Here is a 25315-nt window from a genome sequence, read left to right on the forward strand (position 1 = left end):
GACTGGCGAATGGCGAGTAGGGAAGGCTGATGCCATTCGCTATTCGCTATTCCCCATTCGCGTCACTCAATAATAACCAGCGGCTCGCCGTACTCGACCGGCTGGCCGTCCTCGACCAGGATCTGCGTCACCGTGCCGGCGCGCGGCGAGGGGATCTGGTTCATGGTCTTCATGGCTTCGATGATCAGCAGGGTCTGGCCGACCGAGACCTTGTTGCCGACCTCGATGAACGGCTTTGCGCCAGGCTCCGGCGCCCAATAGGCGGTGCCGACCATCGGCGAGGTCACCGCACCCGGATGCTTCGACAGGTCGGCGGCGGCAGCAGGCGCCGCAGCGGCGCCTGCCGCCATCGGCAGCGCGGCGGGAGCGGCTGCGATCGGCATCGGCATGGTCGCGGCGACGCTGATGTTGCGGGCGACGCGCAGGCGCAGGCCGGCGCGTTCGATCTCGATCTCGGTGAGGCTGGTCTCATCGAGCAGAAGAGCGAGCTCGCGGACGAGCGCGGAATCCTCGCTGGAAAACTTTGCGGCTGCTTTGTCGTCTGGCTGGCGCGCCATGTTGTTTGATCCGAATGTTCTGTGTGAGGAGGGTGCGTCAGGCTTTGGGCTTGATGTCGAGCTTGGCTGCAAGGCCCTGGATGGCGAGGCGGTAGCCCTCGATGCCGAAACCGCACAGCGAGGCGAAGGCCGCGCGCGCGGTGTAGGAGTGGTGACGGAAGCTCTCGCGGGCGTGGATGTTGGTCACGTGAACCTCGACCGTCGGGATCTGCACCGCGAGCAGCGCGTCGTGCAGCGCGATCGAGGTGTGCGAATAGCCGCCGGCATTGATGATGATGCCCTTCATCTTGCGCGCATGCGCCTCGTGGATGAAGTCGATCAGCTCGCCTTCGCGGTTGGACTGGCGGCAGTCGGCCTTGAGGCCGAAATGTGCTGCCGTCTCCCGGCACAGCGCCTCGACGTCGGCCAGCGTCGCATGGCCATACTTCTCGGGCTCGCGCGTCCCCAGCATGTTGAGGTTCGGCCCGTTCAGGACGAGGATCGTGTCGGTTGCAGGTTGAGCCATTCCAATCCCGGAAAAGAGGTGCTTCGGCGTGGCGGGGGTTATAGGTAACAAAGCGCGTGAGGGGAAGCCTTGAAGGACCTCCAAGGTGGGTTCAGGCACCTCATCCGTTGCGCAAAAACCTGTGCGGAAACTACGGAAATTGCTTGTTAACCAGTCCGAAGCATGGCTGCCGGCCGGGACAGGCGGGACAAGCCGGCCAACAGGCCAAAAGCCCCCGCCGATCTCTCGGCAGGGGCTCGTCTGGTCTTCACCGAAGCGGCTTAGCCTTCGATGATGTACACGATCTCGCGCGTCTGCGGACGGACGATCACATACTGGCCGCGGACGTAGATCACCTCATAGCCACGCCACTGCGGGTAGATCTCGACAATCCGGGGCGGCAGCGGGTGGAAGTGGACGGACGCCGGGACCGCGGTGCCGACCGAGACGTTGAAGTTGACGTTGGTGGTCTCCTCGATCTTGGTCGACTTGATCGCCGTTGAGATTTCAGTCCGCTTCTCGGCGGGCGGCGCCGCGGCAGTCGCGGAGGCGTTGCCCGTCGTGGTCTGAGACTTGCTGTCGGTCGCGCCCGGACGGTTTTCGGCATTGTTGCTCTTGGCGGCGCCGCCGGCCTTGTTGTCCTCGGCCTTCATGTCCTTGGCGCCGGACTTAGTGGAGTCAGACTTGGTCGAGTCCGAGCTCATGCTCTTCGACTTGTCCTGTGCACCCTGGGCGTGCTCGCCCTTCGCGCCGGCCTTCTCGTCAGCCGCGTTCTTGTTCATCGTGCCGGACTTTTCCATCCCACCGGACTTCTCCGCGGCGCCGGATTTCTCCATCGAGCCGCCGGCCTGGCCGACGGTGCCCTTCTCGGCGCCCGAGGACTCCTTGCCCATCGAGCCGCGCTCTGCGGCGCCGCCGGAAGGCTGCGAATGCTGCATCTGCTGCTGCGAACCAGCGCCGCCAGTGTCGCGGCCCTTGTCCTGTGCGTTCGCCAGACCGGTGCCCGCCACCAGCGCGAGTGCGGCAACCGAGATCATAAAGCGGTTCAACATCGAATTCTCCTCACGTGTCCATTTGCGTCATTGCCCGCGCCGACAACGAAAGGAGATTTGAGTTGTTCCGGAACATCGCCGGTTCCGGGGTATTTGTTTCCTAAACGCGAGATGAATGCGCGCGCCGGATTCGCGCCAGCTTTGGCCGACGAAAAAGGCCGGCTTTTCAGCCGGCCTCGATGCATGCTTGAGTTGTGAGCTGCGCGATCGCTCTGTCAGCAAGTCGCCTTGCCGCAGCGGGCGACGCCGATCTTCTCCTTGAGGCCTTCGAGGCCGACGGCGCCGATCACAATCTGCTTGCCGATCACGTAGCTCGGCGTGCCGTTCATGCCCATCGCCTCCGCAAGCTTGAAGTTCTCCTCGATGGTGGCGCGCACCTCGGGGCTGGCGATGTCCTTCTCGATCTTCGCGGTGTCGAGGCCGGCTTCCTTGGCCGCTTGCAGGGCGCGCGCCTTGTCGGCGGCGCCGCGGCCGCCGAGCAGCTTCTGGTGGAAGTCGAGATATTTCTTGCCGGTGGGATCCTGCATGCGCACGGCGACCGCGACCTGCGCCGCTTCGACCGAGCCCTGGCTCAGCACCGGAAACTCCTTCAGCACGACCTTCAGCTTCGGATCGCTCTTCATGAGGTCGAGCATGTCGCCCATGGCGCGCTTGCAGTAGCCGCAATTGTAGTCGAAGAACTCGACGAAGGTGACGTCGCCGTCCTTGTTGCCGAGCACGACCTGGCGCGGCGAGTTGAAGATCGCATCCGAGTTCTGCGCGATGCTGGCCTCGTGCTTCTTGGTTTCGGCATCGGCCTGGCGCTTGCTGAGCTCGGTCATCGCCTCCTCGAGCACCTCGGGATGGGTGACGAGGTAGTTCTTGATGATTGCCTCGATGTCGGTGCGCTGGGCATCGGAAAAGCTGTCGGCCGACGCGGGCGCGGCCGCGCCGAACATGGCGAGCGCAAACAGCGCGGGGGCAAGCAGGCGCAGCGAAGGCATAGGCAAATCCTCTTATCCAAAGCAGGTTTCGGAAAACGTCCCGGCGGACTGGTTCTGGTGTCGTGACGTCGTGGGTATCAGGCGTCGTCTTACTTAGTTTGACTTAGTTGCGCGGCGGCTTTGACGCCACGATGTCGTCGGCCTTGACCCATCCGGGCGTGCCGACGGCGAAACGGGTTTTCGCGCGCGTGGCAAGCTCGCGGGCGGTCTTGTTGTCGCCGCGCAGGTAAGCGGCCTGCGCCGAGGCGAGATCGGCCTCGGCATAGTCGCCCTTCCGGCCATAGGCCATCGCGAGCTGGGTGTAGCCGAGCGGCGCCTCGGGCTCCCGTGCCACCGCGGCACGGAGAATCCGAACAGCATCGTCCGTGTAGGCCTTATTATCGGTTCCAACCAGAGCCTGCCCAAGTAACATCTCGATGAGGGGGGCGTTGTTGGAGAGTGCGACAGCCTTGCGCAGGGGCGCGATGGCGTCGGCCGGCTTGCCGCTCTCCAGCAGGGCCTGGCCGCGCACCTCGTAGAAGTACGGGTTGTTGGGCTGGACCTGGATCAGGGCGTCGATCTGGGCCAGCGCGCTGCGCAGGTCGCCGTGCAGATAGGTGCTGATGGCGCGGGCATAGCGCGCCGGCAGGCTGTCATTGGTCTGCGGATAGCGGCGATACACCGTCTCCGGCCGCTCCATGAAGGCGGAGATCTTGGCGCGCACCATGTCGTGGCGGAGCTGGAGCGCCGGATCGTCCTTCTTGTCCCAATAGGGGCTGGAGCTGGCGAACTCCTGGAGCGCAGCGACGCGCTCGGCCGGCATCGGGTGCGACTGGAGGTAGGGATCGGCGCCGCGCGCGGCGAACAGGCTCTCGCTGGTGAAGCGCTTGAAGGTCTCGTACATACCCTTCGGCGACTGCTGCGTCGCGGTCAGGAACTTCACGCCGGCACGGTCGGCGTTCTCCTCCTGCTGGCGCTGGTAGGACAGCAGCGTCCGGCGGATCATCTCCTGGGGGCCGGCGATCGCGGCCGCGCCGGCATTGGCAAGCCCGTTATTGCCGGCGCTGCTGCTGCCGCGAGTGCTGCCCGCGGCGATTGCACCGGCGCCGAGCAGCATCGCGATGATCATCTGGGTCTGGGCGGTGGCGAGCTGCTCACGCAGCTTGGACAGATGGCCGCCGGCCAGATGCCCGGTCTCGTGCGCGAGCACGCCAATGATCTGGTTCGGCGTCTCGGACTGGAGGATCGCGCCGTAATTGACAAAGATGCGGCGGCCATCCGCGACGAACGCGTTGAACGAGGCGTCGTTGAGGATCACCATCTGGATGTTCTGCTTCTCCAGGCCGGCGACGCGCAGGATCGGGCGGGTGTATTCGCGCAGCAGCTGCTCGGTCTCGGTGTCGCGCAGGACCGGCGGCCCCTTGGCCTGCGCATGCGCGGCCGGGACCGGCAACAGCGCGATCGCTGCGGCCGTGACGAGGGCGGTGAGGGCGGAGGCCTTCCTGCGCAATGCGATCTGGAGCAACATCAGGCGGTCTGGGTCAAACGGTCTGGCAAAGCAGTTTGGTGATTGGTTTTTGGCGATTGGCGGCGGACCGGATACGCGATATGCCCTTGTGAGCCGTACCCCTTATGAGCCGTACAATGCGGCCAGTCTGGGGCGCAAGCGCCCCGTTTCCCGGACCGGACGGACCGGCCCGCCAGCGAATAGCAGAAATCGATGCACGACGCGACATTGAGGAACCGGTTGGGGCAGTGGCTCGAGCCCTCCCGCCGCAGCGATGTTCCCCCCTTCATGGTGATGGACGTGATGGCCGCGGCGGCCCGAATCGAGGCCGCCGGCGGTCATGTCATCCACATGGAGGTCGGCCAGCCCGCGGCCGGCGCGCCGAAGACGGCGATTGCGGCCGCCCATGCGGCGCTCGAGGCGGGACGGATCGACTATACCTCGGCGCTCGGTATCCCCTCGTTGCGCGAGCGCATCGCGCGGCACTATCGCGACGCCCATGGCTGTGACGTCAGCCCCGACAGGATCGTGGTGACGACGGGCTCGTCCGGCGGCTTCATCCTGGCGTTCCTGTCGATGTTCGAGCCGGGCGACCGCGTCGCGGTGACAGTGCCGGGCTATCCGCCGTATCGCCACATCCTCACCGCGCTCGGCTGCGAGCCGGTGCTGATCGAGACCACGGACGACACGCGCCATGCGCTGACCGGCGAAGCGCTGCTCGCCGCCCATCGGAAGGCGCCGCTGAAGGGTGTGCTGGTCGGCAGTCCCGCCAATCCGACGGGCACGATGATGTCCCGCGAGGCGCTCGCCAGCCTGATGGCGGCGGCGGAAGATGCCGGCATCCGTTTCATCTCCGACGAGATCTATCACGGGCTCGACTATGCGTTTCCGGCGGTAACGGCGGCGGCGCTGTCGGAGCACGCACTCGTGATCAACTCGTTCTCGAAGTATTTTTGCATGACCGGGTGGCGCGTCGGCTGGATGGTCGTGCCCGAGATACTCGTGCGTCCGATCGAGCGGCTGCAGCAGAACCTGTCGATCTCGGTGCCGGCGCTGTCGCAGATCGCGGCCGAAGCCGCCTTCGACGGCGCGGCCGAGATGGAGGAGATCAAGCACGGCTATCAGGAAAACCGGCGCATCCTGATCGAGGGATTGCCCAAGGCGGGCCTGCGCAAGTTTCTGCCGGCCGATGGTGCATTTTATCTCTATGCCGACGTCTCGGACTTCACCTCCGACAGTTTCGAGTTTGCGAAGCAAATGCTGGAGCAGGCGAACGTCGCAGCGACGCCAGGGCTCGATTTCGATCCCGTTCACGGCCGCTCGTTCATTCGCTTTTCCTATGCGCGCTCGCCGGACGAGATGCGCGAGGCAGTTGACCGGATCGCTCACTGGCTTAAATAGCCGCCAGTTTTCGCCAGCCTTCCGGAGTTCAACTTGTCTGACCGTTCCGTCTCGTCCACCGCCACGCATTCTCCTCTCGCCGCCTTGATGTGGCCGACCCGGCCGGGCGAAAGCGTCGGCGCACTGCGCGCCGTCGTGCTGGTCGCGCTCGGCACCGCCTTGATGGCGCTGTCAGCCAAGGTGAACCTGCCGCTGCCCTACGTGCCCATGACCTTGCAGACGCTGGTCGTGCTGATGATCGGCGCCGCCTATGGCTGGCGCCTTGGCAGCGCAACCATGATTGCCTACCTCGCTGAAGGCGCGATGGGACTGCCGGTGTTCGCCGGCCCGGTCGGTGGGATCGCACCCCTGGTCGGCCCGACCGCCGGCTATCTGTTCGGCTTCGTCGGCGCCGCCTTCGTCACCGGCTGGCTCGCCGAGCGCGGCTGGGATCGCAGCGTCGTGCTGCTGTTTGCGGCAATGGCGGTCGGTCATATCGTCATACTGGCGGCCGGGTTCGGTTGGCTCGCCTTTGGCCTCGGGCTCGGCGCCGCGAAGGCCTGGCAGGTCGGCCTTGCGCCGTTCATCGCGGCCTCGCTGGTCAAGAACGCGCTTGGCGCGACGCTGATGCCGGCGGCACGCCGGCTCGTCGATCGCCGCGGGTAAAGCGCACCATTCCGAGCAGTTCCAATTGACAGGGCCGGCCAAGTTGATCTTGGCTGGCTCTGATTTTTGAGGGGGAGTGAAACGATGACGACGACAACGATAGCGGCGGCGCCGGCAACGCCAGCCGCAGCAAAGCCGTGGTACAGAGTTCTCTACGTTCAGGTGCTGATCGCCATCGTGCTCGGCGCCATCGTCGGCTGGTTGTGGCCGTCGCTCGCCACCAATGAGTGGATCAAAGCGATGGGCGACGGCTTCATCAAGCTGATCAAGATGGTGATTGCGCCGATCATCTTCTGCACCGTCGTATCCGGCATTGCGCACATCCAGGACGCCAAGAAGGTCGGCCGCATCGGCGTCAAGGCGCTGGTCTATTTCGAGGTGGTCTCGACCTTCGCGCTGGTGATCGGCCTCATCGTCGGCAATGTCGTCAGGCCGGGCGCGGGCTTCGGCAATGCCGCCGCCAATGCGCAGGCGGTTGCCAACTACGCCAAGCAGGCCGAGGCGCAGAGGTCGGTCGACTTTGTCCTGCACATCATTCCCGACACCGTGGTCGGCGCCTTCGCGCAGGGCGAGATCCTCCAGGTGCTGCTGTTCTCGGTGCTGTTCGGCTTCGCCATCATGAGCTTGGGGGAGCGCGGCCACACCATCCGCAACTTCATCGACGATGCCGCGCATGCCGTGTTCGGCGTCATCTCCATCGTGATGCGCGCTGCTCCCATCGGCGCGTTCGGCGCGATGGCCTACACCATCGGCAAGTTCGGCACCGGCGCGATCCTCAACCTGGTCGGCCTGATCGCGACGTTCTACCTGACCGCGGCGCTGTTCGTGTTCGTGGTGCTCGGGATCATCGCGCGGCTGGCGGGCTTCTCGATCTTCAAGTTCCTCGCCTATATCAAGGACGAGCTCTTGATCGTGCTCGGCACCTCGTCGTCGGAAAGCGCGCTGCCGTCCTTGATGGAGAAGCTGGAACGGCTCGGCTGCTCGAAGTCGGTGGTGGGTCTGGTGGTGCCCACGGGCTATTCGTTCAACCTCGACGGCACCAACATCTACATGACGCTGGCGACGCTCTTCATCGCGCAGGCGCTCGGCTTCGATCTCTCCTTCGGCCAGCAGCTCACCATCCTGGTGGTGGCGATGCTGACCTCGAAGGGTGCCTCCGGCATCACCGGTGCGGGCTTCATCACGCTGGCGGCGACGCTGGCCGTGGTCGATCCGCGCCTCGTGCCGGGCATGGCGATCGTGCTCGGCATCGACAAGTTCATGAGCGAATGCCGCGCGCTGACCAATCTGTGCGGCAACGGCGTCGCCTGCGTGATCGTCGCCTGGTGGGAGGGCGAGCTCGACCGCGACAAGCTCAACGCGCGGCTGAACCAGCAGATCGATCCGACCGACATGGAAACGGCCATCACGACGGACTGATGCGGATTTGACAGCGCGAGCCGCGCTGTCAAACCTTGAAGTAATAGGGCTGGTCGAGATCCTCGATCAGCCCTTTTTCTTTCGGCTCCCAGCCAAGCGCGGCGCGGGTCTTCGCGCTGGAGGTCGGAACGTCGACGGCCGCAAATCGCGCGAACCAGCCGAAATGGGCCTCCGCTTCATCCGGCGTCTTCGCAACCACGGGCACGCCGAGCCTTTTGCCGATCACCTCTGCAATCGCCTTGAACGGCACGCCTTCCTCGGCGATGGCGTGATAGCGGCGGTTAGATGCGCCTTGCTCCAGCGCGAGGCGGTAGACGCGTGCGGCATCGAAGCGGTGCGCGGCCGGCCAGCGGTTGCTGCCATCGCCGAGGTATGCGGCGGCTCCTTTCTCGCGCGCGATCGCGATCAGGCGCGGCACAAAGCCGTGGTCGCCTTCGCCATGGGTGGTGGGCGGCAGCCGCACGATGCCGGCGCGCACGCCGCGTTCGGCGAGCTCTTCGGCGGTGGCCTCCGACACGCGCGGGAAATGGCGCGCAGCCGCATCGTCCTCGGTCGCAAGGCGTCCGGGCGCGAGCAGCGCCACGCCCGAAGTGACGATGAGTGGACGGTTCGAGCCTTTCAGCTCCTCGCCGAGTGCGAGGATGGCGCGGCGGTCGAGCTCGCAATTCTCGGCGAATTTCGAGAAGTCGTGGTTGAAGGCGAGGTGAAGCACGCCGTCGGAAGCAGCCGCGCCACTGCGCAAGGAGGCGTGGTCCTCCAGCGAGCCGCGATGGACCTGCGCACCCATCGCGGCGACGGCGGCCGCACCTGCATCGGTCCGGGCAAGACCGGTGACAAGGTGGCCGGCGGCGATCAGGTCACGAACGACGGCGGAGCCGACAAAGCCGGTGGCGCCGGTGACGAAAACTCGCATGAGGCATCTCCAGATCGATCGAGGGCGTTGGTGGAGACGACCATCTGCGCTATCATTATCCGGGTAAAGTAGTGACCTTATCAGGGTATAATAGCTAACAGGATGAGCGAGACCGCTGAAAACCTGCTCGGCGCCTACCTGAAGGACCGCCGTACCCGGCTCGATGCCACAGCGTTCGGCTTTTCCGGCAGCCGCAGGCGCACGCCCGGGCTGCGCCGCGAGGAGGTGGCGCAGCGCGCCAATATCAGCCCGACCTGGTACACCTGGCTGGAGCAGGGCCGGGGCGGCGCGCCGTCGGCCGACGTGCTCGACCGCATCGCCCGCGCCTTGATGCTGACGGATGTCGAGCGCGAGCATCTGTTCCTGATCGGGCTCGGCCGGCCGCCCGAGGTGCGTTACCAGGCCACCGAAGGCGTCTCGCCACGGTTACAGCACGTGCTCGACGCGCTCGAATTCAGCCCGGCCTTGGTGCGGACCGCAACCTGGGACGTCGTCGCCTGGAATCGCGCCGCAAGCGTCGTGCTGACGGACTATGGCGCGATCCCGCCGGGCCAGCGCAACATCCTGCGCTTCATCTTCTGCGATCCGCGCGTGCGCGCCGCCCAGTATGATTGGGACAGCGTCGCGCGCTTCGTGGTGGCAGCGTTCAGGGCGGATGCGGCGCGCGCGGGCGCGGTCTCGCATGTCGCCGATTTCGTCGACGAGCTCTGCCGCACCAGCCCGGAATTCGCGGCGTTGTGGCGCGACAACGACGTGCGCCACCACGGCGACGGCACCAAGCGGCTGCGGCATCCCCTTCACGGCATGATGTCGTTCGAATATTCGAGCTTCAACGTCGAGGGCCGCTCCGATCTCAGCATGATCGTCTACAACCCGGCGACGGTCGAGGACGCCCAACGGATCAAAAAGCTGCTCACCGCGCGCGCCGACTGACGGATTTTGCGACCTCGCGCGTTTAACCCGCATCTGGCTTCCAAGGGGCGGGTGGCATCGTGGGCGAGGCGGTCGATCGGATTGTGTTGCAGGCGGCGGAGCATTTTTCGGCGGGACGGCCGGATCACGCTGAGGCGCTCTGTGCGGAGGCGCTGAGGATCGCGCCCGATCATTTGCCGGCGCTGCATCTTGCGGCGGTGGCTGCGTTCGTCACCGATCGCGCGGCCGACGGTGCCGCGCTGCTCGGCCGTGTCTTCAACATCGATCCGGACCATGCGCCGGCGCTCGTCACGCTCGGCGATGCGCTTGCGGTGAAGGGCGAGCAGGAGGGCGCGGTGGCGGCGTTCCGCCGTGCGCTGGTGCGGCGGCCGGACGATGCCGGCCTGCACAACAAGATCGGCGTGGCGCTGGGCGAGCTTTCGCGTTTCGGCGAGGCCGAAGCCGCCTATCGCCGCGCGCTGGCGCTCGATGCCCATCTCACGCGCGCCTGCTTCAATCTCGCCATCGTGCTCGCGGAGCAGGGGCGATTGATGGAAGCGGAGGAAGCCTATCGCGCGGTCATCGCGCGGGAGCCTTCCTATCACGGCGTCTGGCTCAATCTCGGCAATCTCCTTGCGGATCAGATGAGGCTCAGCGAGGCAGGGGCCGCCTATCGCCGCGCCCTCGACGCCGATCCGGATGATCCCGGTCTGCTGTGCAGTCTCGGCGCCGTGCTCTACCGGCAAGGATTGCTCGAAGCCGCCATTGCCGCGTACCACCGCGCCATCGCCTGCGCGCCGGACAATGCTCCGGCGCTGCGCCTGCTCGGCCTCGTGCTGCACGAGGCCGGTCACCTCGTGGAGGCCGCCGAGATCTACCGGCGCTCCCTTGCGCTCGACGCGTCTGATCATGTGATCGCAAGCAATCTCGGCGCCTGTCTCTCCGAGCTCGGCCTGCTCGACGAGGCGATTGCTTCCTGCGAGCACGCGCTGCTGCTCAAGCCCGACTACGCGGCGGCCTGGACCAATCTCGGCATCATCTTCGAGAAGCAGGAGCGCGCAGGCGATGCGGTCGCCGCGCATCGCTGCGCGGTCGTCGCCGACCCCGGCTATGCCAAGGGCCACGCCAATCTCGCGGTCGCGCTGCGCAATGCCGGCGACATCGACGAGGCGCTCGCGGTCTCGCATCGCGCGATCGCGCTCGATCCGGAGCAGCCGCTCGCGCAGTACAACCATGCGCATTTCCTGCTGATGAACGGCGACTTCGTGAATGGCTTCGAGGCCTATCGCTGGCGGCGCAAATGCAAGACGCTGTCGGACGGTGACCCCACGTTCAGCGAGCCCGAGTGGCAGGGCGAACCGCTGAAGGGGCGCACGCTGCTGCTGTTCGCCGAATACGGGCTCGGCGATGCCCTGCATTTTGTGCGCTATCTGCCGATGGTGACGGCGATGGGCGGCAAGATCATCCTCCAGGTTCAGCCCGCGCTCGCCGCGCTGCTCCGGCAGCTCCCTGATGTCACCGTGATCGCGCGCGGCGAAGCGCTGCCGCCGTTCGATCTGCAACTGCCGCTGATGAGCCTGCCGCGGATATTCGGCACCACGCTCGGCACCATCCCGGCCGACGTGCCCTATCTGCATCCCGATCCCGCAAAACTGTCGCGCTGGCGCGCGGCGCTCGCAGGTGTAACCGCGCTGAAGGTCGGCGTGGTCTGGGCCGGCAATGCCAGGCACAAGGGTGACAAGCAGCGCTCGCTGCCGGCCGAAGCCGTGCTGCCGCGTCTCGTGATGCAGGGCGTTCAGCTCTACTCCTTGCAAAAGGAGCCGCGCCCCGAGGACGGCGAGGTGCTCGCGGCACTCGGCAAGGATGTCATCGACCTTGCACCTGCGCTCGGCGATTTCGCCGACACCGCCGCGGCGGTCGCGGCGCTCGATCTCGTCATCGCCGTCGATACGTCGGTTGCGCATCTCGCGGGCGCGCTTGGCCGGCCGGTGTGGATGCTGACGCCATACGCGCTCGACTGGCGCTGGCTGCGCGATCGCGAGGACAGTCCGTGGTATCCGACCATGCGGCTGTTCCGGCAGCGCAGCCCCCGCGAATGGGATGGCCCGCTGATGCGGATTTCGGCCGCGCTCGCGGTGCTCGCCGCGAACGCGGAGGGCTAGAACCGCTCCGGCCGGTACGGTGCCGGGTCGATCGCCGGCGTCTCGCCGCTCATGATCTCGGCGAGCAAGCGCCCGGTCGCGGGCCCCAGCGTAAAGCCCTGGTGGCCGTGGCCAAAGTTCATCCAGAGGCCGGGATGGCGCGGGGCCTGCCCGAGCACCGGCAGCATGTCGGGCGTGCAGGGCCGCGTGCCGAACCACGGATCCGGCTCGACGCGCTGGCCGAGATCGATCAGCTCGCGCGCAGAGGCCTCGGCGCTGGCGAGCTGCACCGGCGTTGCGAGCGCATCCATGCCGGTCAACTCCGCGCCGGTGGTGATGCGGATGCCCTTGGCCATCGGGCCCATCGCGTAGCCGTTGCCCTTGTCGACGAGAGGCAAATCGAGCGACGCGCCGCCGGCATAGTGCATGTGGTAGCCGCGCTTGCGCACCAGCGGAATGCGGTAGCCGAATTTGGTGAGCAGATCGGGCGACCATGGTCCGAGCGTCACGACGGCGTGGGGGGCGTCGATGCGTCCCTTGTCGGTGTTGACCGACCAGCCGGTCGCGGTCTGCTGCAGGCTCTGGGCGTCCCCGAGCACAATGCTGCCGCCGAGGCGCTCGAGCAGCTCGGCATAGGCGGTGACCAGCGCGCCGGGATCGGACACTGTCCAGGTGTCGAGCCAGTGGATCGCGCCGGGGAGGTCGTCGCGCAAGATCGGCTCGGCCTTGGCGAGCTCGGCCCCCGAGAGCGCGCGAAACCTCACGCCGAACTCGCGCTCGTCGTCTTCCGCGGCCTTGATGGCCTGGTCGAACGAGACGGGGTCGCGATGCAGATGCCGGTATCCGGCGCGGCGGATCAGATTGTCGGCATGCGCCTCGCGGATGAGGATGTCGTGCTCGCTTGTCGCGTAGGCGATCAGCCGCGCCCAGGCGTCGATCGCCTCGCGATGCCGCTTCGGCGCCGAATGCCACCAGTAGCGGAGCAGGGGCTCGATATGGAGATGAAGCGAGGACAGGCTGTAGCGCACGTCATTGGTGCGGCCGGTTGCGATCTTGAGCAGCGAGGCGAGGTCGCGCGGCATCGGATAGGGGCGCACCGCTTCGGCCTGGATCATCCCGGCATTGCCGTAGCTGGTCTCGCGGCCCGGCTCCCTGCGGTCGACGAGCGTGACGGCCCAGCCGCGCTGCCGCAGGTGCAGCGCGGCGCTGACTCCAATCATGCCGCCGCCGAGAACGATCGCACTTTGCATCGACACTGACCTCGCCAAATCAAAAACCGCCCGGTTTGGCCGGGCGGTTTCATCTGGATGTTGCTGTTACTCGCCGCCGCCGAAGCGCCGTGACCACCATCCGGCGCGACGCGGCGCGGCTGGGGTTTCGCTTGCTGCTTCCGGTGCGGGTTCGGGGGCCGGCACGGGCGTAGTAATCGGTTCGCTCGCCTGCGCAACCGGTGTTGCGGGCTCGCTCGGGCTGCTCGACAGGAAGCTCACCTTTTCCCGGACCGTGGAGCGGCGTCGCGCGGCCTTGTCGTCGGCAGGCTCTTCGGCCTCCGCGCTGGGAGCGGGCTCCGGCTCGGCCGGCGCCTCGGTCGGCACCTCAGCACGCACCTCAGGCAGAGCAGCTTGCGGCTCGGCGAAGAGCTCGGCCTGCGCGATCGGGGGCGCGGCTTCGTTGCCGATGCTGTCGAAATCGGCGACCGCGTCGCTCGCTTCCGGCGGCGCATTGGCCGCGAGCTCGTCGCCGATGGAGCCGGCGAGACCATCCTCGCCACCGCCACGCCGACGGCGTCCGCCGCGGCGACCGCGCCGGCGCCGGCGCTCGCCGCTACCCTGCTGCTCGCCACGGGCGGCCTGCTCCTCGCCTTCCTCGCCATCCTGCTCGGATTCGGCATCGTCCTCGCCTTCGCCGGCAGCCACCGCCGATTCGGGAAGGGTGGTCGGGCTGTCCTCGCGCAGCTCGCCTTCGCGCTGGCCACCGCGGCCGCGCCGGCGCCGGCGGCGCTTGCGGCGCTGGCCGTCCTGCTCGGGACCGGCCTCGCCGGCAGCCTGTTCTTCAGCGAGACCTTCGGTCTCCTCGGTCTCGACCTCGGATTCCAGCTCCGGATCGAATTCCTCGTCGTCATAGGCCTCTTCAGCCAGCGGCGGCGGGCTTGCGGCGGCCTGCGCTGCCAGCAGCGCCTTGGCGGCTTCGAGCGTATGCACCTGCTCGCCGCGGTCGATCAGATAGGCCTGCGGGCCGCTGACGCTGGGGTCGGCGATGACCGACAGCGTGACCTTGAAGCTGTTCTCGAGGTCGCGCAGATGGCCGCGCTTGTGGTTCAGCACGTAGAGCGCGACGTCGGTGCGGGTGCGGACCACGAGATTGTGGGTCGCGCCCTTCATCAGGATCTCTTCGAGGCCGCGCAGCAGCTGGAGCGCCACCGAGGACACCGAGCGGACGTGGCCGGTGCCGCCGCAATGCGGGCACGGATCGGTCGAGGATTCCAGCACGCTGGCGCGGATGCGCTGGCGCGACATCTCGAGCAGGCCGAAATGCGAGATGCGGCCGACCTGGATGCGGGCGCGATCCTGCCTCAGGCAATCGGACAGCTTGCGCTCGACCGCACGGTTGTTGCGCTTCTCGTCCATGTCGATGAAGTCGATGACGATCAGGCCGGCGAGGTCGCGCAGGCGGAGCTGGCGGGCGACCTCTTCGGCCGCCTCCAGATTGGTCTTGAGCGCGGTGTCCTCGATATGGTGCTCGCGGGTCGATCGCCCCGAGTTGACGTCGATCGAGACCAGCGCCTCGGTCTGGTTGATCACGACATAGCCGCCGGAGCGAAGCTGCACGGTCGGCGAGAACATCGCGTCGAGCTGGCTTTCGACGCCCATGCGCGAGAACAGCGGCTGGCCGTCGCGATACTGCTTCACCGCGCTGACATTGGCGGGCATCAGCATCTTCATGAAGTCGCGCGCTTCGCGGTAGCCGGATTCGCCGGCGACCTGAATCTCGTCGATCTCCTTGTTGTAGAGGTCGCGCAGCGAGCGCTTGATCAGCGAGCCTTCCTCGTAGACGAGGGTCGGGGCCTGCGACTTCAGCGTCAGGTCGCGCACCGTCTCCCACATCCGGATCAGGTATTCGAAGTCGCGCTTGATCTCCGGCTTGGTGCGGGAGGCGCCGGCGGTGCGCAGGATGATGCCCATACCCTCGGGCACGTCGAGATCCTGCACCACTTCCTTCAGGCGCGAGCGGTCCTGGGCGCTGGTGATCTTGCGGCTGATGCCGCCGCCGCGCGCGGTGTTGGGCATCAGCACGGCATAGCGGCCGGCGAGCGAGAGATAGGTCGTGAGCGCCGCACCCTTGTTGCCGCGCTCTTCCTTGACCACCTGCACCAGCATCACCTGGCGGCGCTTGATGACTTCCTGGATCTTGTACTGGCGGCGCGGGCGGAAGGTGCGCTCCGGCACTTCCTCCAGCACGTCGTCACCGCCGACGGATTCGACGACTTCCTCTTCGGCTTCCTCGCCGTCCTCGTCCTCGTCGTCTTCACCGGCCGCGTCCGCGGCCTCGGCATGGGGCGCCTCGGCGACATCGCCGGCGGCATAGACCGCATCAGCCGGCTCGGCGGCGGCCGTCACGGCTTCAGCCAGAGCCTCGGCATGTGCTTCGGAGGTGTGGGCTTCGAAGGTGTGAGCTTCGAAGGTCTGGGCTTCCTGCGGCTCGGGAGCGGTTTCGGTCGCGACCACGGGCTCGGCGCCGATCGCTGCGACAGGCGCGGGCGTCTCGGCGGCATGATCATGATCGTGCTCGTCGTCATGATGATGATCGTCATGATCGTGCGCGTGATCGTCATCATGGGCATGATGGTGGTCGTCGTGGCCATGCGCTTCATGGTCATGATCGTGGTGATCATGATCGCCATGGTCGTGGTCGTGATGCTCGTGGCCGTCGTGATGCTCCGCATCGGCGAGCAGGTGCTCGCCCTCGTGCGATGCGCCCTCGGCGTGCAGGGCTTCGCCCTCGACCGGCTGGGCCGCGGGATCGGCGCCGGCCTCGAGACCTTCGACGATGTCGCTGCGGACGCGCTCGCCTTGACCGCGGCGGCGGGCATTGCGGTGGCGCGAGCGGCGGCGGCCGTGGGAGCGGTTCTCGCTCTCTTCCTCGGCCTCGCGATGGGCCTGCTCCTCGGCCTCGATCAGCGCCTGCCGGTCGGCGACCGGGATCTGATAGTAGTCGGGATGGATTTCGCTGAAGGCGAGGAAGCCGTGGCGGTTGCCGCCATATTCGACGAAGGCGGCCTGGAGCGAGGGTTCGACCCTTGTGACCTTGGCGAGGTAGATATTCCCGCGCAGTTGCTTGCGTTGCGCGGTCTCGAAATCAAACTCTTCGACGCGATTGCCGCGGACCACGACGACCCGGGTCTCTTCCGGGTGAGTGGCATCGATCAACATCTTGTTGGGCATGTCTTAACTCTTGGCGGCGGCGGGCGCGCTCGACCGTGGGCGCGAATTGCGCTGCCGGGTGACGCGACGGTCCACCTGATTCGGGGGTGAGGGGAAGGCCGAAACGCCGTCTCTCGCGCCTTGCCGAACCGGAAGCTTCAGAACCGAAGCGGCGCGCGGGATTGTCACTCCGCAGCGTCGCGAATGGTCCTTCAGAATTCGTCGGCACAGTCTGGCGCATCAAGCGTCGGCCCGTATGAAGCATTGGGCGGCGAGGCCGCCCCTCAATCAGTTGCTGCTGGCCAGGCATGGCGCGAGCGCGCTCGCCTTGGGGATTACGAACCGCTCCCTTGGGATTAAGGGACCGGGTAAATGGTCACGCCGCTGTCAGAACCGTCCCGGACACGCTAAGGTAACCAGGGACCGTCCGCCACCGGGGCTTTGCCCCGCTCCACCTCGCTGCCGCGCACCGCGCTGGCCTTAGAGGGGAACGGAAAACGCTGGAATTCCCAAATCTTGGGAGCTCCGGCGCTGCACCGGGAGGCTGAATGCGACACAACCGGAAATATCGGCCGTCAGCATTCCGTACATACGTGGAATAGGCCAACCGTGCAAGGGAGCGTCGCACGGCGGTCACAGTCGGCGAGTTTCGCATTTCTGTCATTAGGGATCGATTAACCCTGTGGTTCTATTGCGTTAAAAGGGCTGCTCGGAGGCACGGAATCGGTGGCGAGCCGCACAAATCAAAGGGTTTTACTGGGTGGCGCGCTGCTGTGCACTGCACTATTGGCGGGCGCTGATTCCTGGCGCCTGAGCGCGGCGGAAAGCCAGCCGCAAGCCGCTGTATCAGCGGCGAATTTTCCAATCGCCTCGGCCGCGCGCCTCGCCGGCGATGCCAAACAGACCCGCTTCGTCCTCGACCTCGATCAGACCGTCACCTTCCGCACCGTGACCCTGGCCGACCCCTATCGGGTGGTGGTCGACGTGCCCCAGCTCAATTTTCAGCTGCCCGCCGGCACCGGAATTGGGGGGCGGGGGCTGGTCAAGGCGTTCCGTTACGGGCTCGTCATGCCCGGCGGCTCGCGAATCGTGTTCGACCTGACGGGACCCGCCAAGATCGCCAATTCCTACGTGCTGGAGGCGGCCAATGGCCAGCCGGCGCGGCTCGTGCTCGAGCTGGAGGAAGTCGATCGCGCCGCGTTCGTGCCGACGATTCCTCCGGAGAACCGCCCGGACCTGCGGCCCGCGATCGCCGATGCGCCGCCCGCCACGGTTCCGGCCGCCCCGGCGCCGGACACCGCGCAGCAGAAGGCCGATGGCCGCCCGGTGGTCGTGATCGATCCCGGCCATGGCGGCATCGACAACGGCACCCAGTCGAGCGGCGAGAGCGAGAAGAATCTGGTGCTGGCGTTCGGTCTGGCGCTCCGCGACAGGCTCGAAAAGGCCGGCAAATACCGGGTGGTGATGACGCGGGACGACGACACCTTCATCCCGCTCAATGACCGGACCAAGATCGCCCGTAACCTCAAGGCGGCCTTGTTCGTCTCGATTCACGCCGACGCGCTGCCCAAGGCCGAGGGCGACGCCCAGGGCGCCACGATCTACACGCTGTCGGACAAGGCCTCCGACGCCGAGGCGCAGCGGCTGGCGGATGCGGAAAACCGGGCGGACGCCATCGCGGGGTTCAATCTGGCGGAGGAGCCGACCGACGTCGCCGACATTCTGATCGACCTCACCCAACGGGAAACGCGCACGTTTTCAAACCGTTTTGCCCGCCTATTGATGGCTGAAATGAAGGCGAGCGTGCGGATGCACAAGCATCCCCTGAAATCGGCCGGCTTCCGGGTCCTGAAGGCACCCGACGTCCCGTCCGTCCTGGTCGAGATCGGCTATGTCTCCAACAAGGGCGACCTTGGGCACCTGGTATCGGAGGGCTGGCGGTCCAAGGCCGTGGGCTCGATGGCACAGGCCATTGACGGGTTCCTGGCCAAGCGACTGGCCACGGCAGGTCCCTCGAATTGAAAGGGTTTTTTCGTCCCGCCGCAAAGGCCCTAGTTTGGCCACAGCGGACGCTTTATAAAAATGCCGCAGGGGGTTCCGGAATCGGAGAGAATCCCGCTCGGCAAGCGTCTCTAGGCCTGGTCTTGATGTGATTGCGTAGGCCGGTGAATTCGCGACGTGAGGTTGGCACCAGTTTTGGGTGCCAAGGGGCTGATACTGGGCTGATCCAGAGTTTGAACGGATAAACACATAATGCGCTTGCTTGTGCGGTTCATGGGCTTCCTGTTCGCCGCGGGAACGGTGGTGTTCCTTGTCGGTGTCGGCGCCGTGGCAGGCCTGATCTGGCATTTCTCCAAGGACTTGCCCGATTACTCTCAGCTCCAGGATTACGAGCCGCCGGTGATGACCCGCGTGCACGCGGTCGACGGTTCGCTGCTCGGCGAATACGCCAAGGAGCGGCGTCTTTATTTGCCGATCCAGGCGGTGCCCAAGCTCGTGATCAACGCCTTCCTCGCGGCCGAGGACAAGAATTTCTACGAGCATGGCGGCATCGACTACACCGGCATGGCGCGCGCCGGACTGCTCTACCTGCAGAACTACGGCTCCAACCGCCGTCCGCAGGGTGCGTCCACGATCACCCAGCAGGTGGCCAAGAACTTCCTGCTGACCAACGAGGTCTCCTTTGCCCGCAAGATCAAGGAAGCCTTGCTGGCGATGCGCATCGAGAAGACCTACTCGAAGGACAAGATCCTCGAGCTGTACCTGAACGAAATCTATCTCGGCCTCGGCGCCTACGGCATCGCGGCTGCCTCGCTGGTCTATTTCGACAAGTCGGTGAACGAGCTGACGGTGGCGGAAGCCTCCTACCTCGCCGCGCTGCCGAAGATGCCGGCGACGCTGCATCCGGTCCGTAACCGCGACCGCGCCGTCGAGCGCCGCAACTACGTCATCGACCGTCTCCTGGAGAACGGCTGGATCAAGCAGGCCGACGCCGACAAGGCGCGCAAGGAGCCGCTCGCCGTCACCAACCGCTCCAACGGCGCCCACACCTTCGCCGGCGAATATTTCGCCGAGGAAGTCCGCCGCGACATCTTCGAGCGTTACGGCGAGAAGAAGCTGTATGAGGGCGGTCTCTCCGTCCGCACCACGCTCGATCCCAAGATCCAGGTCATGGCGCGCAAGACCATGGTCTCGGGCCTCGTGAACTATGACGAGCAGCAGGGCTATCGCGGCGCCATGAGCAAGCTTGATATCTCCGGCGATTGGGGCGTGAAGCTCGCCGAGATCAAGTCGCTGTCCGACATCTCGCCGTGGCGTATGGCGGTGGTGCTGGAGACCAGCGACCAGTCCGCCCGCATCGGCTTCCAGCCGAGCCGCGAGCTCGGCGGCGCCGTCAGCAAGCAGCGCGAGACCGGCCTCGTCACACTCGACGGCATACGCTGGGCGAGGGCGGCCCAAGGCAATGCCAAGGGCAAGACCCCGACGTCCGTGGCGCAAGTGCTGGCGCCCGGCGATGTGATCTACGCCGATCCCCTCTACAGCAAGGAAGGACAGCCGGTCGAAGGCCAGTATCGTTTGCGCCAGATCCCCGAAGTCTCCGGCGCGATGGTGGTGATGGATCCATGGACCGGCCGCGTGCTCGCGATGGTCGGCGGCTTCTCGTTCGACCAGAGCCAGTTCAACCGCGCCACGCAGGCCTATCGGCAGCCGGGTTCGTCGTTCAAGCCGATCGTCTATTCGGCCGCGCTCGACAACGGCTACACGCCCTCGACCGTCGTCCTCGACGCGCCCATCGAAATCGACCAGGGCCAGGGTGCCGGCGTGTGGCGGCCGGAAAACTTCTCCTCGGGCAAGTTCCAGGGACCGGTGACGCTGCGCAACGCGCTGCGGCAGTCGCTCAACACCGTGACGGTGCGCCTTGCGCAGGACATCGGCATGCCCCTGATCGGCGAATATGCCCGCCGCTTCGGCGTCTATGACGAGCTGCCGAACTATCTGTCCTACGCGCTCGGCGCCGGCGAGACCACGGCGATGCGCATGGTCACGGCCTATTCGATGCTCGCCAATGGCGGCCGCCGCGTGAAGCCGACCCTGATCGACCGTATCCAGGACCGCTACGGCCACACCATCTTCAAGCACGACCAGCGCGAATGCCGCGGCTGTGACGCGCCGGGCGGCTGGAAGAACCAGCCCGAACCGCAGCTGATCGACCGCCGCGAGCAGGTGCTGGACTCCATGACCGCCTATCAGATCACCGAGCTGATGGAAGGCGTGGTGCAGGCCGGCACCGCGACCGTGGTCAAGGAGGTCGGCAAGCCGATCGCCGGCAAGACCGGCACCACCAACGAGGCCAAGGACGCCTGGTTCGTCGGCTTCTCGCCCGATGTCGCCGTCGCCATCTACATGGGCTATGACAAGCCGCGTGCGCTCGGTAAGGGCAACGCGGCGACCGGCGGCCATCTGGCAGCCCCCATCGCGCGCGATTTCCTTAAGCTCGCGCTCGCCGACAAGCCCGCCGTTCCGTTCAAGGTGCCGGCCGGCATCAAGCTCGTCCGCGTTGTCGCCAAGACCGGCATGCGTGCCGGCCCCGGCGAGACCGGCGGAACCATTCTGGAGGCGTTCAAGCCGGGCACGGCGCCGCCGGACAATTATTCGGTCATCGGCGTTGCTGACGCCGACGGGCGCGGCGGCGTGCCGGCCTCGCAGCAGCAGCAGCCGGATTCCGGCTTCTTCATGCGGCCGGGTACCGGCGGGCTGTACTAAGGCGCAGGACAAGACAGACATCTGTCGCAGCGGCGGTTGCGCTTTGCAGCCGCCGCCGCTACATCCCCATCTGCGCGATGAGTCATCGCGCTTTATTTCTTGTTTGCGCATGATCTTTCGGGAAACCGCTTCACACTTTCCCGGATCATGCGCCCACGCGGGATTCCGCGAGACCAGAGAACGACATGCGCGCCGAAATCGAACGGTTGGTAGAAGAGATCAAGCAGTCAGTCGGGCTGCTGAGGAGGCATCTTTGACGTCGAGAAATCGACGGCGCGCCTCGCTGAGCTGAACAAGCTCGCAGAAGATCCCAACCTCTGGAACGATCCCCAGAAAGCCCAGAAGCTGATGCAGGAGCGCACCTCGCTTGAGGACGCGCTCTCCGGCATCGGCAAGGTCGAGCAGGAGCTCGAAGACGACATCGGCATGATCGAGCTCGGCGAGGCCGAGGGCGATGACGGCGTCGTGGCCGAGGCCGAAGCTGCGCTGAAGAACCTGAAGAAGGAAGTCGCGCGGCGCGAGCTCGAGGCGCTGCTCTCGGGCGAGGCCGACCGGTTCGATTCCTATCTCGAGGTCCATGCCGGCGCCGGCGGCACCGAGAGCCAGGACTGGGCGCAGATGCTGCTGCGCATGTACACGCGCTGGGCCGACACCCACGGCTTCAAGGTCGAGGTGTTAGAGGAATCCGAGGGCGAAGAGGCCGGCATCAAGTCGGCGACCATCCAGGTCTCCGGCCACAACGCCTATGGCTGGCTGAAGACGGAGGCCGGCGTGCATCGCCTCGTGCGCATCTCGCCGTTCGATTCCAACGCGCGGCGGCACACCTCGTTTTCGAGCGTGCAGGTGTTTCCCGTCATCGACGACAGCATCAAGATCGACATCAAGGAATCCGACGTCCGCGTCGACACCATGCGCTCTGGCGGCGCCGGCGGCCAGCACGTCAACAAGACCGAATCCGCGGTGCGGCTGACGCATATTCCGACCGGCGTCGCGGTGGTCTGCCAGGCCGGCCGCTCCCAGCACAAGAACCGCGCGCAGGCCTGGGACATGCTGCGCGCACGCCTCTACGAGATCGAGCTGAAGAAGCGCGAGGAGAAGGCCGCTGCCGACCAGGCCGCCAAGACCGACATCGGCTGGGGCCACCAGATCCGCTCCTACGTGCTGCAGCCCTACCAGATGGTGAAGGATCTGCGCACGGGCGTGCAGACCTCCGACACATCAGGCGTGCTCGGTGGCGATCTCGACGAGTTCATGGCCGCTACCTTGGCGCAGCGCGCCTTCGGCACCACGGGCGGCGACATCGAGGACGTGGATTAGCGATGACGCGCGTCGCCTTCATCGGGCTTGGGCGGATGGGCCATGGCATGGCCGGCCGTTATCTCGATGCCGGCTTCACGGTGACGCTGTGGAACCGCAGCAAGGCAAAAGCTGAAGACCTGATCGCCCGCGGCGCGCATTGGGCGACCTCGCCGGAGGATGCCGCGATCGATGCCGACGCAGTCGTGACCATGGTCGCCGACGACGAGGCCTCGCGCGCGGTCTGGCTCGGGTCGGACGGCGCGGCCAAGACGGCCAAGGCCGGCACCATCGCGATCGAATGCTCCACCGTCTCCTATGACCATGCCCGCGAGATGGGCCGTGAGCTCAACGCACGCGGGCTGATCTATGTCGACTGCCCCGTGACGGGCTTGCCGGATGCCGCAGCGGCCGGGAAGCTGACGCTGCTGGTCGGCGCCAATGCAGCCGATCTCGAACGGGCGCGGCCGTTCCTCGAACCGATCGGCTCGACCATCCGCCATTTCGGCGCGGTCGGCTCCGGCACGGTCTACAAGCTCATCAACAATCTGATGGGCGCGATCCAGATCGCCGGCCTCGCCGAGGGCCTTGCGATCGCCGAGCAGGCCGGGCTCGACATGAACCTCGTGCTGGACTCGATCCAGGCGGGCGTTGCCGCAAGTCCGCAGGTGCAGCGCCACTCCAAGCGCATGGTCGCCCGCGATTTTTCCGGCGCGACGTTCACCGCAGCGCTGCGGCACAAGGATGCCGCTTATGCGGTGAGGCTCGCGGAAAGCCTGCTCGCCGACAAGCCACTGGTGTCGCGCGCCGCGGTCGAGTCCTACGCGCAGGCCAAGGCCGCAATGCCGGATGACGACGAAGGCAGGATGATCGAGCTCGTATCGCGGCCGAAGAAGCCGTCTTAACCGGAATTCGACATGGGGCAGCCTCGATCGGATCGCGGTCTCGGCATTGCCCTCGTCATCGCCGCTGCGGTTGCCTGGAGCACGGCGCCGTTCTTCACCCGCCTGCTGCCGTTCGATCCCTGGACCATCCTGTTCTGGCGCGGCGTGTTCGCGGGCAGTCTGATCAGCGTGTTTCTCGTCGTGATGCAGGGCCGTGCGGCCCTGCGGCAATTGGTGGCGCCGGGAAGGGGAGGTTTGCTCGTCGCCTCCTTGTCCACCATCGGCATGGTCTCGTTCATCCCCGCGCTTCAGATGACCAAGGTGATGAATGTCGCGGTGCTGATCGCAACCCAGCCCTTTGTTGCCGCGGCGCTGGCGTGGCTGTGGCTCGGCGAAGCCGCGACGTGGCGCACGCTAATTGCGAGCCTGATCGCCTTTGCCGGCGTCGTCGTCACGGTCGGCGGCGTGCAGGCCGGCGCCGACCTCGGCGGTCTTGCCTTGAGCTGCCTGATGGTGCTCGCCATCTCCGCCATGACGGTGGTGGTCCGGCGCCACCGCGAGACGTCGATGGTGGCAGCGGCTGCGCTTTCGAACTTCCTGGGAAGCCTCGTCAGCCTGCCGTTCGCCCACGACATCGCCCATGTCGGCGGCAACGGCCTTGCGATCCTCGCGATGTTCGGATGCCTCCAGGTCGCGCTCGGCCTGACCTTCTACATGCTCGGCTCGCGCCTCTTGCCGTCAGGCCAAGCCTCGTTGATCGCGACGCTGGAGACGCCGCTGATGCCGTTCTGGATCTGGGTTGCCTTCCGCGAAGTGCCCGCCGTTCATGCGCTCGTTGGCGGGGCGTTGGTGATCGGCGCGGTGGTCGCCGACATCGCCGGCGATGCCCAGACACGACGGTCCTCATGACATTGTCGGAAATCGGGTGGGAAAGTTGGCTGAGCCGTCCTAGGCGACAGGTTTGGCCGCTGAGGCGAGACGCATGCCCCCGAACGACAACCGGATTGATGCGCGAGACTGGTCGCTGCTTGCGGTGCTCTCGATCCTCTGGGGCGGCTCGTTCTTTTTCAATGGCGCGGCGTTGCGGGAGTTGCCGCCGCTGACGCTTGTGCTCCTGCGCGTTGCGCTCGGGGCGGCCATGCTCTTGCCGTCGCTCCGGATGCAGGGCATCAGTCTTCCCAAGGATATGGCAGGCTGGAAGCCGTTCGTCGCAATCGGACTGCTCAACAACGTCATCCCGTTCTCGCTGATCGTGATCGGTCAGACCTTCGTTCCGAGCGGGCTGGCCTCGATCCTGAATGCCACGACGCCGCTGTTCACGGTAATGGTGATGGCGGCGGCCGGCGAAGAGGCTCTGCAGATACGGCGTGTGGCCGGCGTGGCGCTGGGCGTCGTCGGCGTGGTCATCCTGCGCGGATGGGGCATCGAGACGAGGTCGGGGCAGGGCCTCGGAATCCTGCTTTGCCTCGGCGGCGCATTCAGCTATGGCCTTGCGGCGCTGGCGGCGCGGCGGCTGCTGAAGGACTCCGCTCCACTTGGCACCGCGACGTTTCAGCTGATGGCGTCAACGGTGATGATGGCCATCGTCGCCGGCGCGATGGAACAGCCGTGGCATCTGCCGATGCCGGGTCTTGCGACCTGGCTCGCGGTGCTCGGGCTTGCCGCGCTGTCGACGGCGCTCGCCTACATCGTCTTCTTTCAGATCATCCGGCGCTCGGGCGCGACCAATGTGATGCTGGTGACGCTGCTCATTCCCGTCACGGCCATCCTGCTGGGATGGCTGCTACTGGGCGAGCCGATCTCTGCGCGGGAGATCGCGGGCGCGCTCGTCATCAGCAGCGCGTTGCTGGTGATCGACGGACGCGTTCTGAATCTGCTGCGGCGCGTCACGTAAGTTCCGGGTCGCCGTTTCATCTCGCGGAAAATCGTCGAGCTTGCCAGCGACGAGTCTCCTTGC

The 25315-nt window shown here is 66.3% G+C and carries 19 protein-coding genes; 11 read left to right on the plus strand and 8 right to left on the minus strand.

The genetic code is table 11. The features are described from left to right. Window positions 1-62 precede the first annotated feature (62 nt). From accB to WN72_RS23050, 5 genes are all read right to left on the minus strand, one after another. Complete coding sequence (gene accB, locus WN72_RS23030; RefSeq protein WP_092216197.1) at window positions 63-557, minus strand: acetyl-CoA carboxylase biotin carboxyl carrier protein; 495 nt, start codon at window positions 555-557, stop codon at window positions 63-65. A 37-nt stretch (window positions 558-594) separates the two neighbouring features. Continuing rightward, a complete protein-coding gene (gene aroQ / locus WN72_RS23035) occupies window positions 595-1062 on the minus strand; it encodes a type II 3-dehydroquinate dehydratase (RefSeq protein ID WP_092216198.1) in 468 nt (155 codons plus the stop codon). Window positions 1063-1322: 260 nt separating this feature from the next. Further along, window positions 1323-2093: a DUF1236 domain-containing protein gene (locus WN72_RS23040; protein WP_027557800.1), complete on the minus strand. Its 771-nt coding sequence runs from the start codon at window positions 2091-2093 to the stop codon at window positions 1323-1325. A 215-nt stretch (window positions 2094-2308) separates the two neighbouring features. Beyond that, a complete protein-coding gene (locus tag WN72_RS23045; RefSeq protein WP_027557801.1) occupies window positions 2309-3076 on the minus strand; it encodes a DsbA family protein in 768 nt (255 codons plus the stop codon). Between the two features lie 103 nt (window positions 3077-3179). Further along, window positions 3180-4583, minus strand: a complete 1404-nt coding sequence (locus WN72_RS23050) for a M48 family metalloprotease (protein ID WP_092216199.1) — start codon at window positions 4581-4583, stop codon at window positions 3180-3182. Window positions 4584-4775: 192 nt separating this feature from the next. Between WN72_RS23050 and WN72_RS23055 the strand changes: the two genes are divergently transcribed. The 3 genes from WN72_RS23055 (at window position 4776) to WN72_RS23065 (ending at window position 8027) form a co-directional block, all read left to right on the plus strand. Then, window positions 4776-5963: a pyridoxal phosphate-dependent aminotransferase gene (locus tag WN72_RS23055; RefSeq protein ID WP_092216200.1), complete on the plus strand. Its 1188-nt coding sequence runs from the start codon at window positions 4776-4778 to the stop codon at window positions 5961-5963. A gap of 87 nt (window positions 5964-6050) precedes the next feature. Next, window positions 6051-6608, plus strand: a complete 558-nt coding sequence (locus tag WN72_RS23060; RefSeq protein WP_092216201.1) for a biotin transporter BioY — start codon at window positions 6051-6053, stop codon at window positions 6606-6608. A gap of 84 nt (window positions 6609-6692) precedes the next feature. Then, a complete protein-coding gene (locus tag WN72_RS23065; RefSeq protein WP_092216202.1) occupies window positions 6693-8027 on the plus strand; it encodes a dicarboxylate/amino acid:cation symporter in 1335 nt (444 codons plus the stop codon). Window positions 8028-8055: 28 nt separating this feature from the next. Here WN72_RS23065 and WN72_RS23070 read toward each other — a convergent pair whose 3' ends face one another. Further along, on the minus strand, window positions 8056-8940 hold the full coding sequence (locus WN72_RS23070) for an SDR family oxidoreductase (protein ID WP_092216203.1): 885 nt from the start codon (window positions 8938-8940) through the stop codon (window positions 8056-8058). A 102-nt stretch (window positions 8941-9042) separates the two neighbouring features. Between WN72_RS23070 and WN72_RS23075 the strand changes: the two genes are divergently transcribed. Both WN72_RS23075 and WN72_RS23080 read left to right on the plus strand, forming a co-directional pair. Next, the gene (locus WN72_RS23075) at window positions 9043-9873 is read left to right on the plus strand and encodes a helix-turn-helix transcriptional regulator (RefSeq protein WP_092216204.1); all 831 of its coding nucleotides are present in this window, start codon (window positions 9043-9045) and stop codon (window positions 9871-9873) included. A gap of 56 nt (window positions 9874-9929) precedes the next feature. Continuing rightward, on the plus strand, window positions 9930-12014 hold the full coding sequence (locus WN72_RS23080) for a tetratricopeptide repeat protein (protein WP_092216205.1): 2085 nt from the start codon (window positions 9930-9932) through the stop codon (window positions 12012-12014). Here WN72_RS23080 and WN72_RS23085 read toward each other — a convergent pair. Then, window positions 12011-13243 carry an NAD(P)/FAD-dependent oxidoreductase gene (locus WN72_RS23085; RefSeq protein ID WP_092216206.1) on the minus strand — a complete coding sequence of 411 codons (1233 nt, stop codon included), beginning with the start codon at window positions 13241-13243 and terminating at the stop codon, window positions 12011-12013. The genes WN72_RS23080 and WN72_RS23085 overlap by 4 nt on opposite strands. 66 nt (window positions 13244-13309) lie before the next feature. After that, window positions 13310-16435 (minus strand): Rne/Rng family ribonuclease, encoded by a 3126-nt coding sequence (locus WN72_RS23090; protein WP_092216207.1) that lies wholly within the window; start codon window positions 16433-16435, stop codon window positions 13310-13312. A 705-nt stretch (window positions 16436-17140) separates the two neighbouring features. On the opposite strand from WN72_RS23090, the gene WN72_RS23095 reads away from it, so the two are divergent. From WN72_RS23095 to WN72_RS23120, 6 genes are all read left to right on the plus strand, one after another. Beyond that, entirely contained in the window at window positions 17141-18436 is a 1296-nt protein-coding gene (locus WN72_RS23095) for an N-acetylmuramoyl-L-alanine amidase (protein WP_092216208.1), read from the plus strand. A 231-nt stretch (window positions 18437-18667) separates the two neighbouring features. Continuing rightward, window positions 18668-21178, plus strand: a complete 2511-nt coding sequence (locus tag WN72_RS23100; protein WP_027557812.1) for a penicillin-binding protein 1A — start codon at window positions 18668-18670, stop codon at window positions 21176-21178. A 185-nt stretch (window positions 21179-21363) separates the two neighbouring features. Then, window positions 21364-22495 (plus strand): peptide chain release factor 2 gene (gene prfB, locus WN72_RS23105; RefSeq protein WP_143130599.1). Its coding sequence is split into 2 segments (ribosomal slippage): window positions 21364-21432 and window positions 21434-22495, totalling 1131 coding nucleotides; the frame shifts between segments, so codons are not numbered across the junction. 2 nt (window positions 22496-22497) lie between these two features. Then, window positions 22498-23379 carry an NAD(P)-dependent oxidoreductase gene (locus WN72_RS23110; protein WP_092216210.1) on the plus strand — a complete coding sequence of 294 codons (882 nt, stop codon included), beginning with the start codon at window positions 22498-22500 and terminating at the stop codon, window positions 23377-23379. Window positions 23380-23391: 12 nt separating this feature from the next. Next, window positions 23392-24267 carry a DMT family transporter gene (locus WN72_RS23115; protein ID WP_092216211.1) on the plus strand — a complete coding sequence of 292 codons (876 nt, stop codon included), beginning with the start codon at window positions 23392-23394 and terminating at the stop codon, window positions 24265-24267. A 73-nt stretch (window positions 24268-24340) separates the two neighbouring features. After that, the gene (locus WN72_RS23120; RefSeq protein WP_092216212.1) at window positions 24341-25252 is read left to right on the plus strand and encodes a DMT family transporter; all 912 of its coding nucleotides are present in this window, start codon (window positions 24341-24343) and stop codon (window positions 25250-25252) included. The last annotated feature ends 63 nt before the right edge of the window (window positions 25253-25315 follow it).

The sequence above is a fragment of the Bradyrhizobium arachidis genome (assembly GCF_015291705.1).
GTDB classification, from domain to species: Bacteria; Pseudomonadota; Alphaproteobacteria; order Rhizobiales; family Xanthobacteraceae; genus Bradyrhizobium; species Bradyrhizobium arachidis.

Coding starts and splice junctions, on each gene's coding strand:
- accB (WP_092216197.1), bottom strand. CDS start 557: ATGGCGCGCCAGCCAGACGACAAAGCAGCCGCAAAGTTTTCCAGCGAG.
- aroQ (WP_092216198.1), bottom strand. CDS start 1,062: ATGGCTCAACCTGCAACCGACACGATCCTCGTCCTGAACGGGCCGAAC.
- WN72_RS23040 (WP_027557800.1), bottom strand. CDS start 2,093: ATGTTGAACCGCTTTATGATCTCGGTTGCCGCACTCGCGCTGGTGGCG.
- WN72_RS23045 (WP_027557801.1), bottom strand. CDS start 3,076: ATGCCTTCGCTGCGCCTGCTTGCCCCCGCGCTGTTTGCGCTCGCCATG.
- WN72_RS23050 (WP_092216199.1), bottom strand. CDS start 4,583: ATGTTGCTCCAGATCGCATTGCGCAGGAAGGCCTCCGCCCTCACCGCC.
- WN72_RS23055 (WP_092216200.1), top strand. CDS start 4,776: ATGCACGACGCGACATTGAGGAACCGGTTGGGGCAGTGGCTCGAGCCC.
- WN72_RS23060 (WP_092216201.1), top strand. CDS start 6,051: ATGTGGCCGACCCGGCCGGGCGAAAGCGTCGGCGCACTGCGCGCCGTC.
- WN72_RS23065 (WP_092216202.1), top strand. CDS start 6,693: ATGACGACGACAACGATAGCGGCGGCGCCGGCAACGCCAGCCGCAGCA.
- WN72_RS23070 (WP_092216203.1), bottom strand. CDS start 8,940: ATGCGAGTTTTCGTCACCGGCGCCACCGGCTTTGTCGGCTCCGCCGTC.
- WN72_RS23075 (WP_092216204.1), top strand. CDS start 9,043: ATGAGCGAGACCGCTGAAAACCTGCTCGGCGCCTACCTGAAGGACCGC.
- WN72_RS23085 (WP_092216206.1), bottom strand. CDS start 13,243: ATGCAAAGTGCGATCGTTCTCGGCGGCGGCATGATTGGAGTCAGCGCC.
- WN72_RS23090 (WP_092216207.1), bottom strand. CDS start 16,435: ATGCCCAACAAGATGTTGATCGATGCCACTCACCCGGAAGAGACCCGG.
- WN72_RS23100 (WP_027557812.1), top strand. CDS start 18,668: ATGCGCTTGCTTGTGCGGTTCATGGGCTTCCTGTTCGCCGCGGGAACG.
- WN72_RS23110 (WP_092216210.1), top strand. CDS start 22,498: ATGACGCGCGTCGCCTTCATCGGGCTTGGGCGGATGGGCCATGGCATG.
- WN72_RS23115 (WP_092216211.1), top strand. CDS start 23,392: ATGGGGCAGCCTCGATCGGATCGCGGTCTCGGCATTGCCCTCGTCATC.
- WN72_RS23120 (WP_092216212.1), top strand. CDS start 24,341: ATGCCCCCGAACGACAACCGGATTGATGCGCGAGACTGGTCGCTGCTT.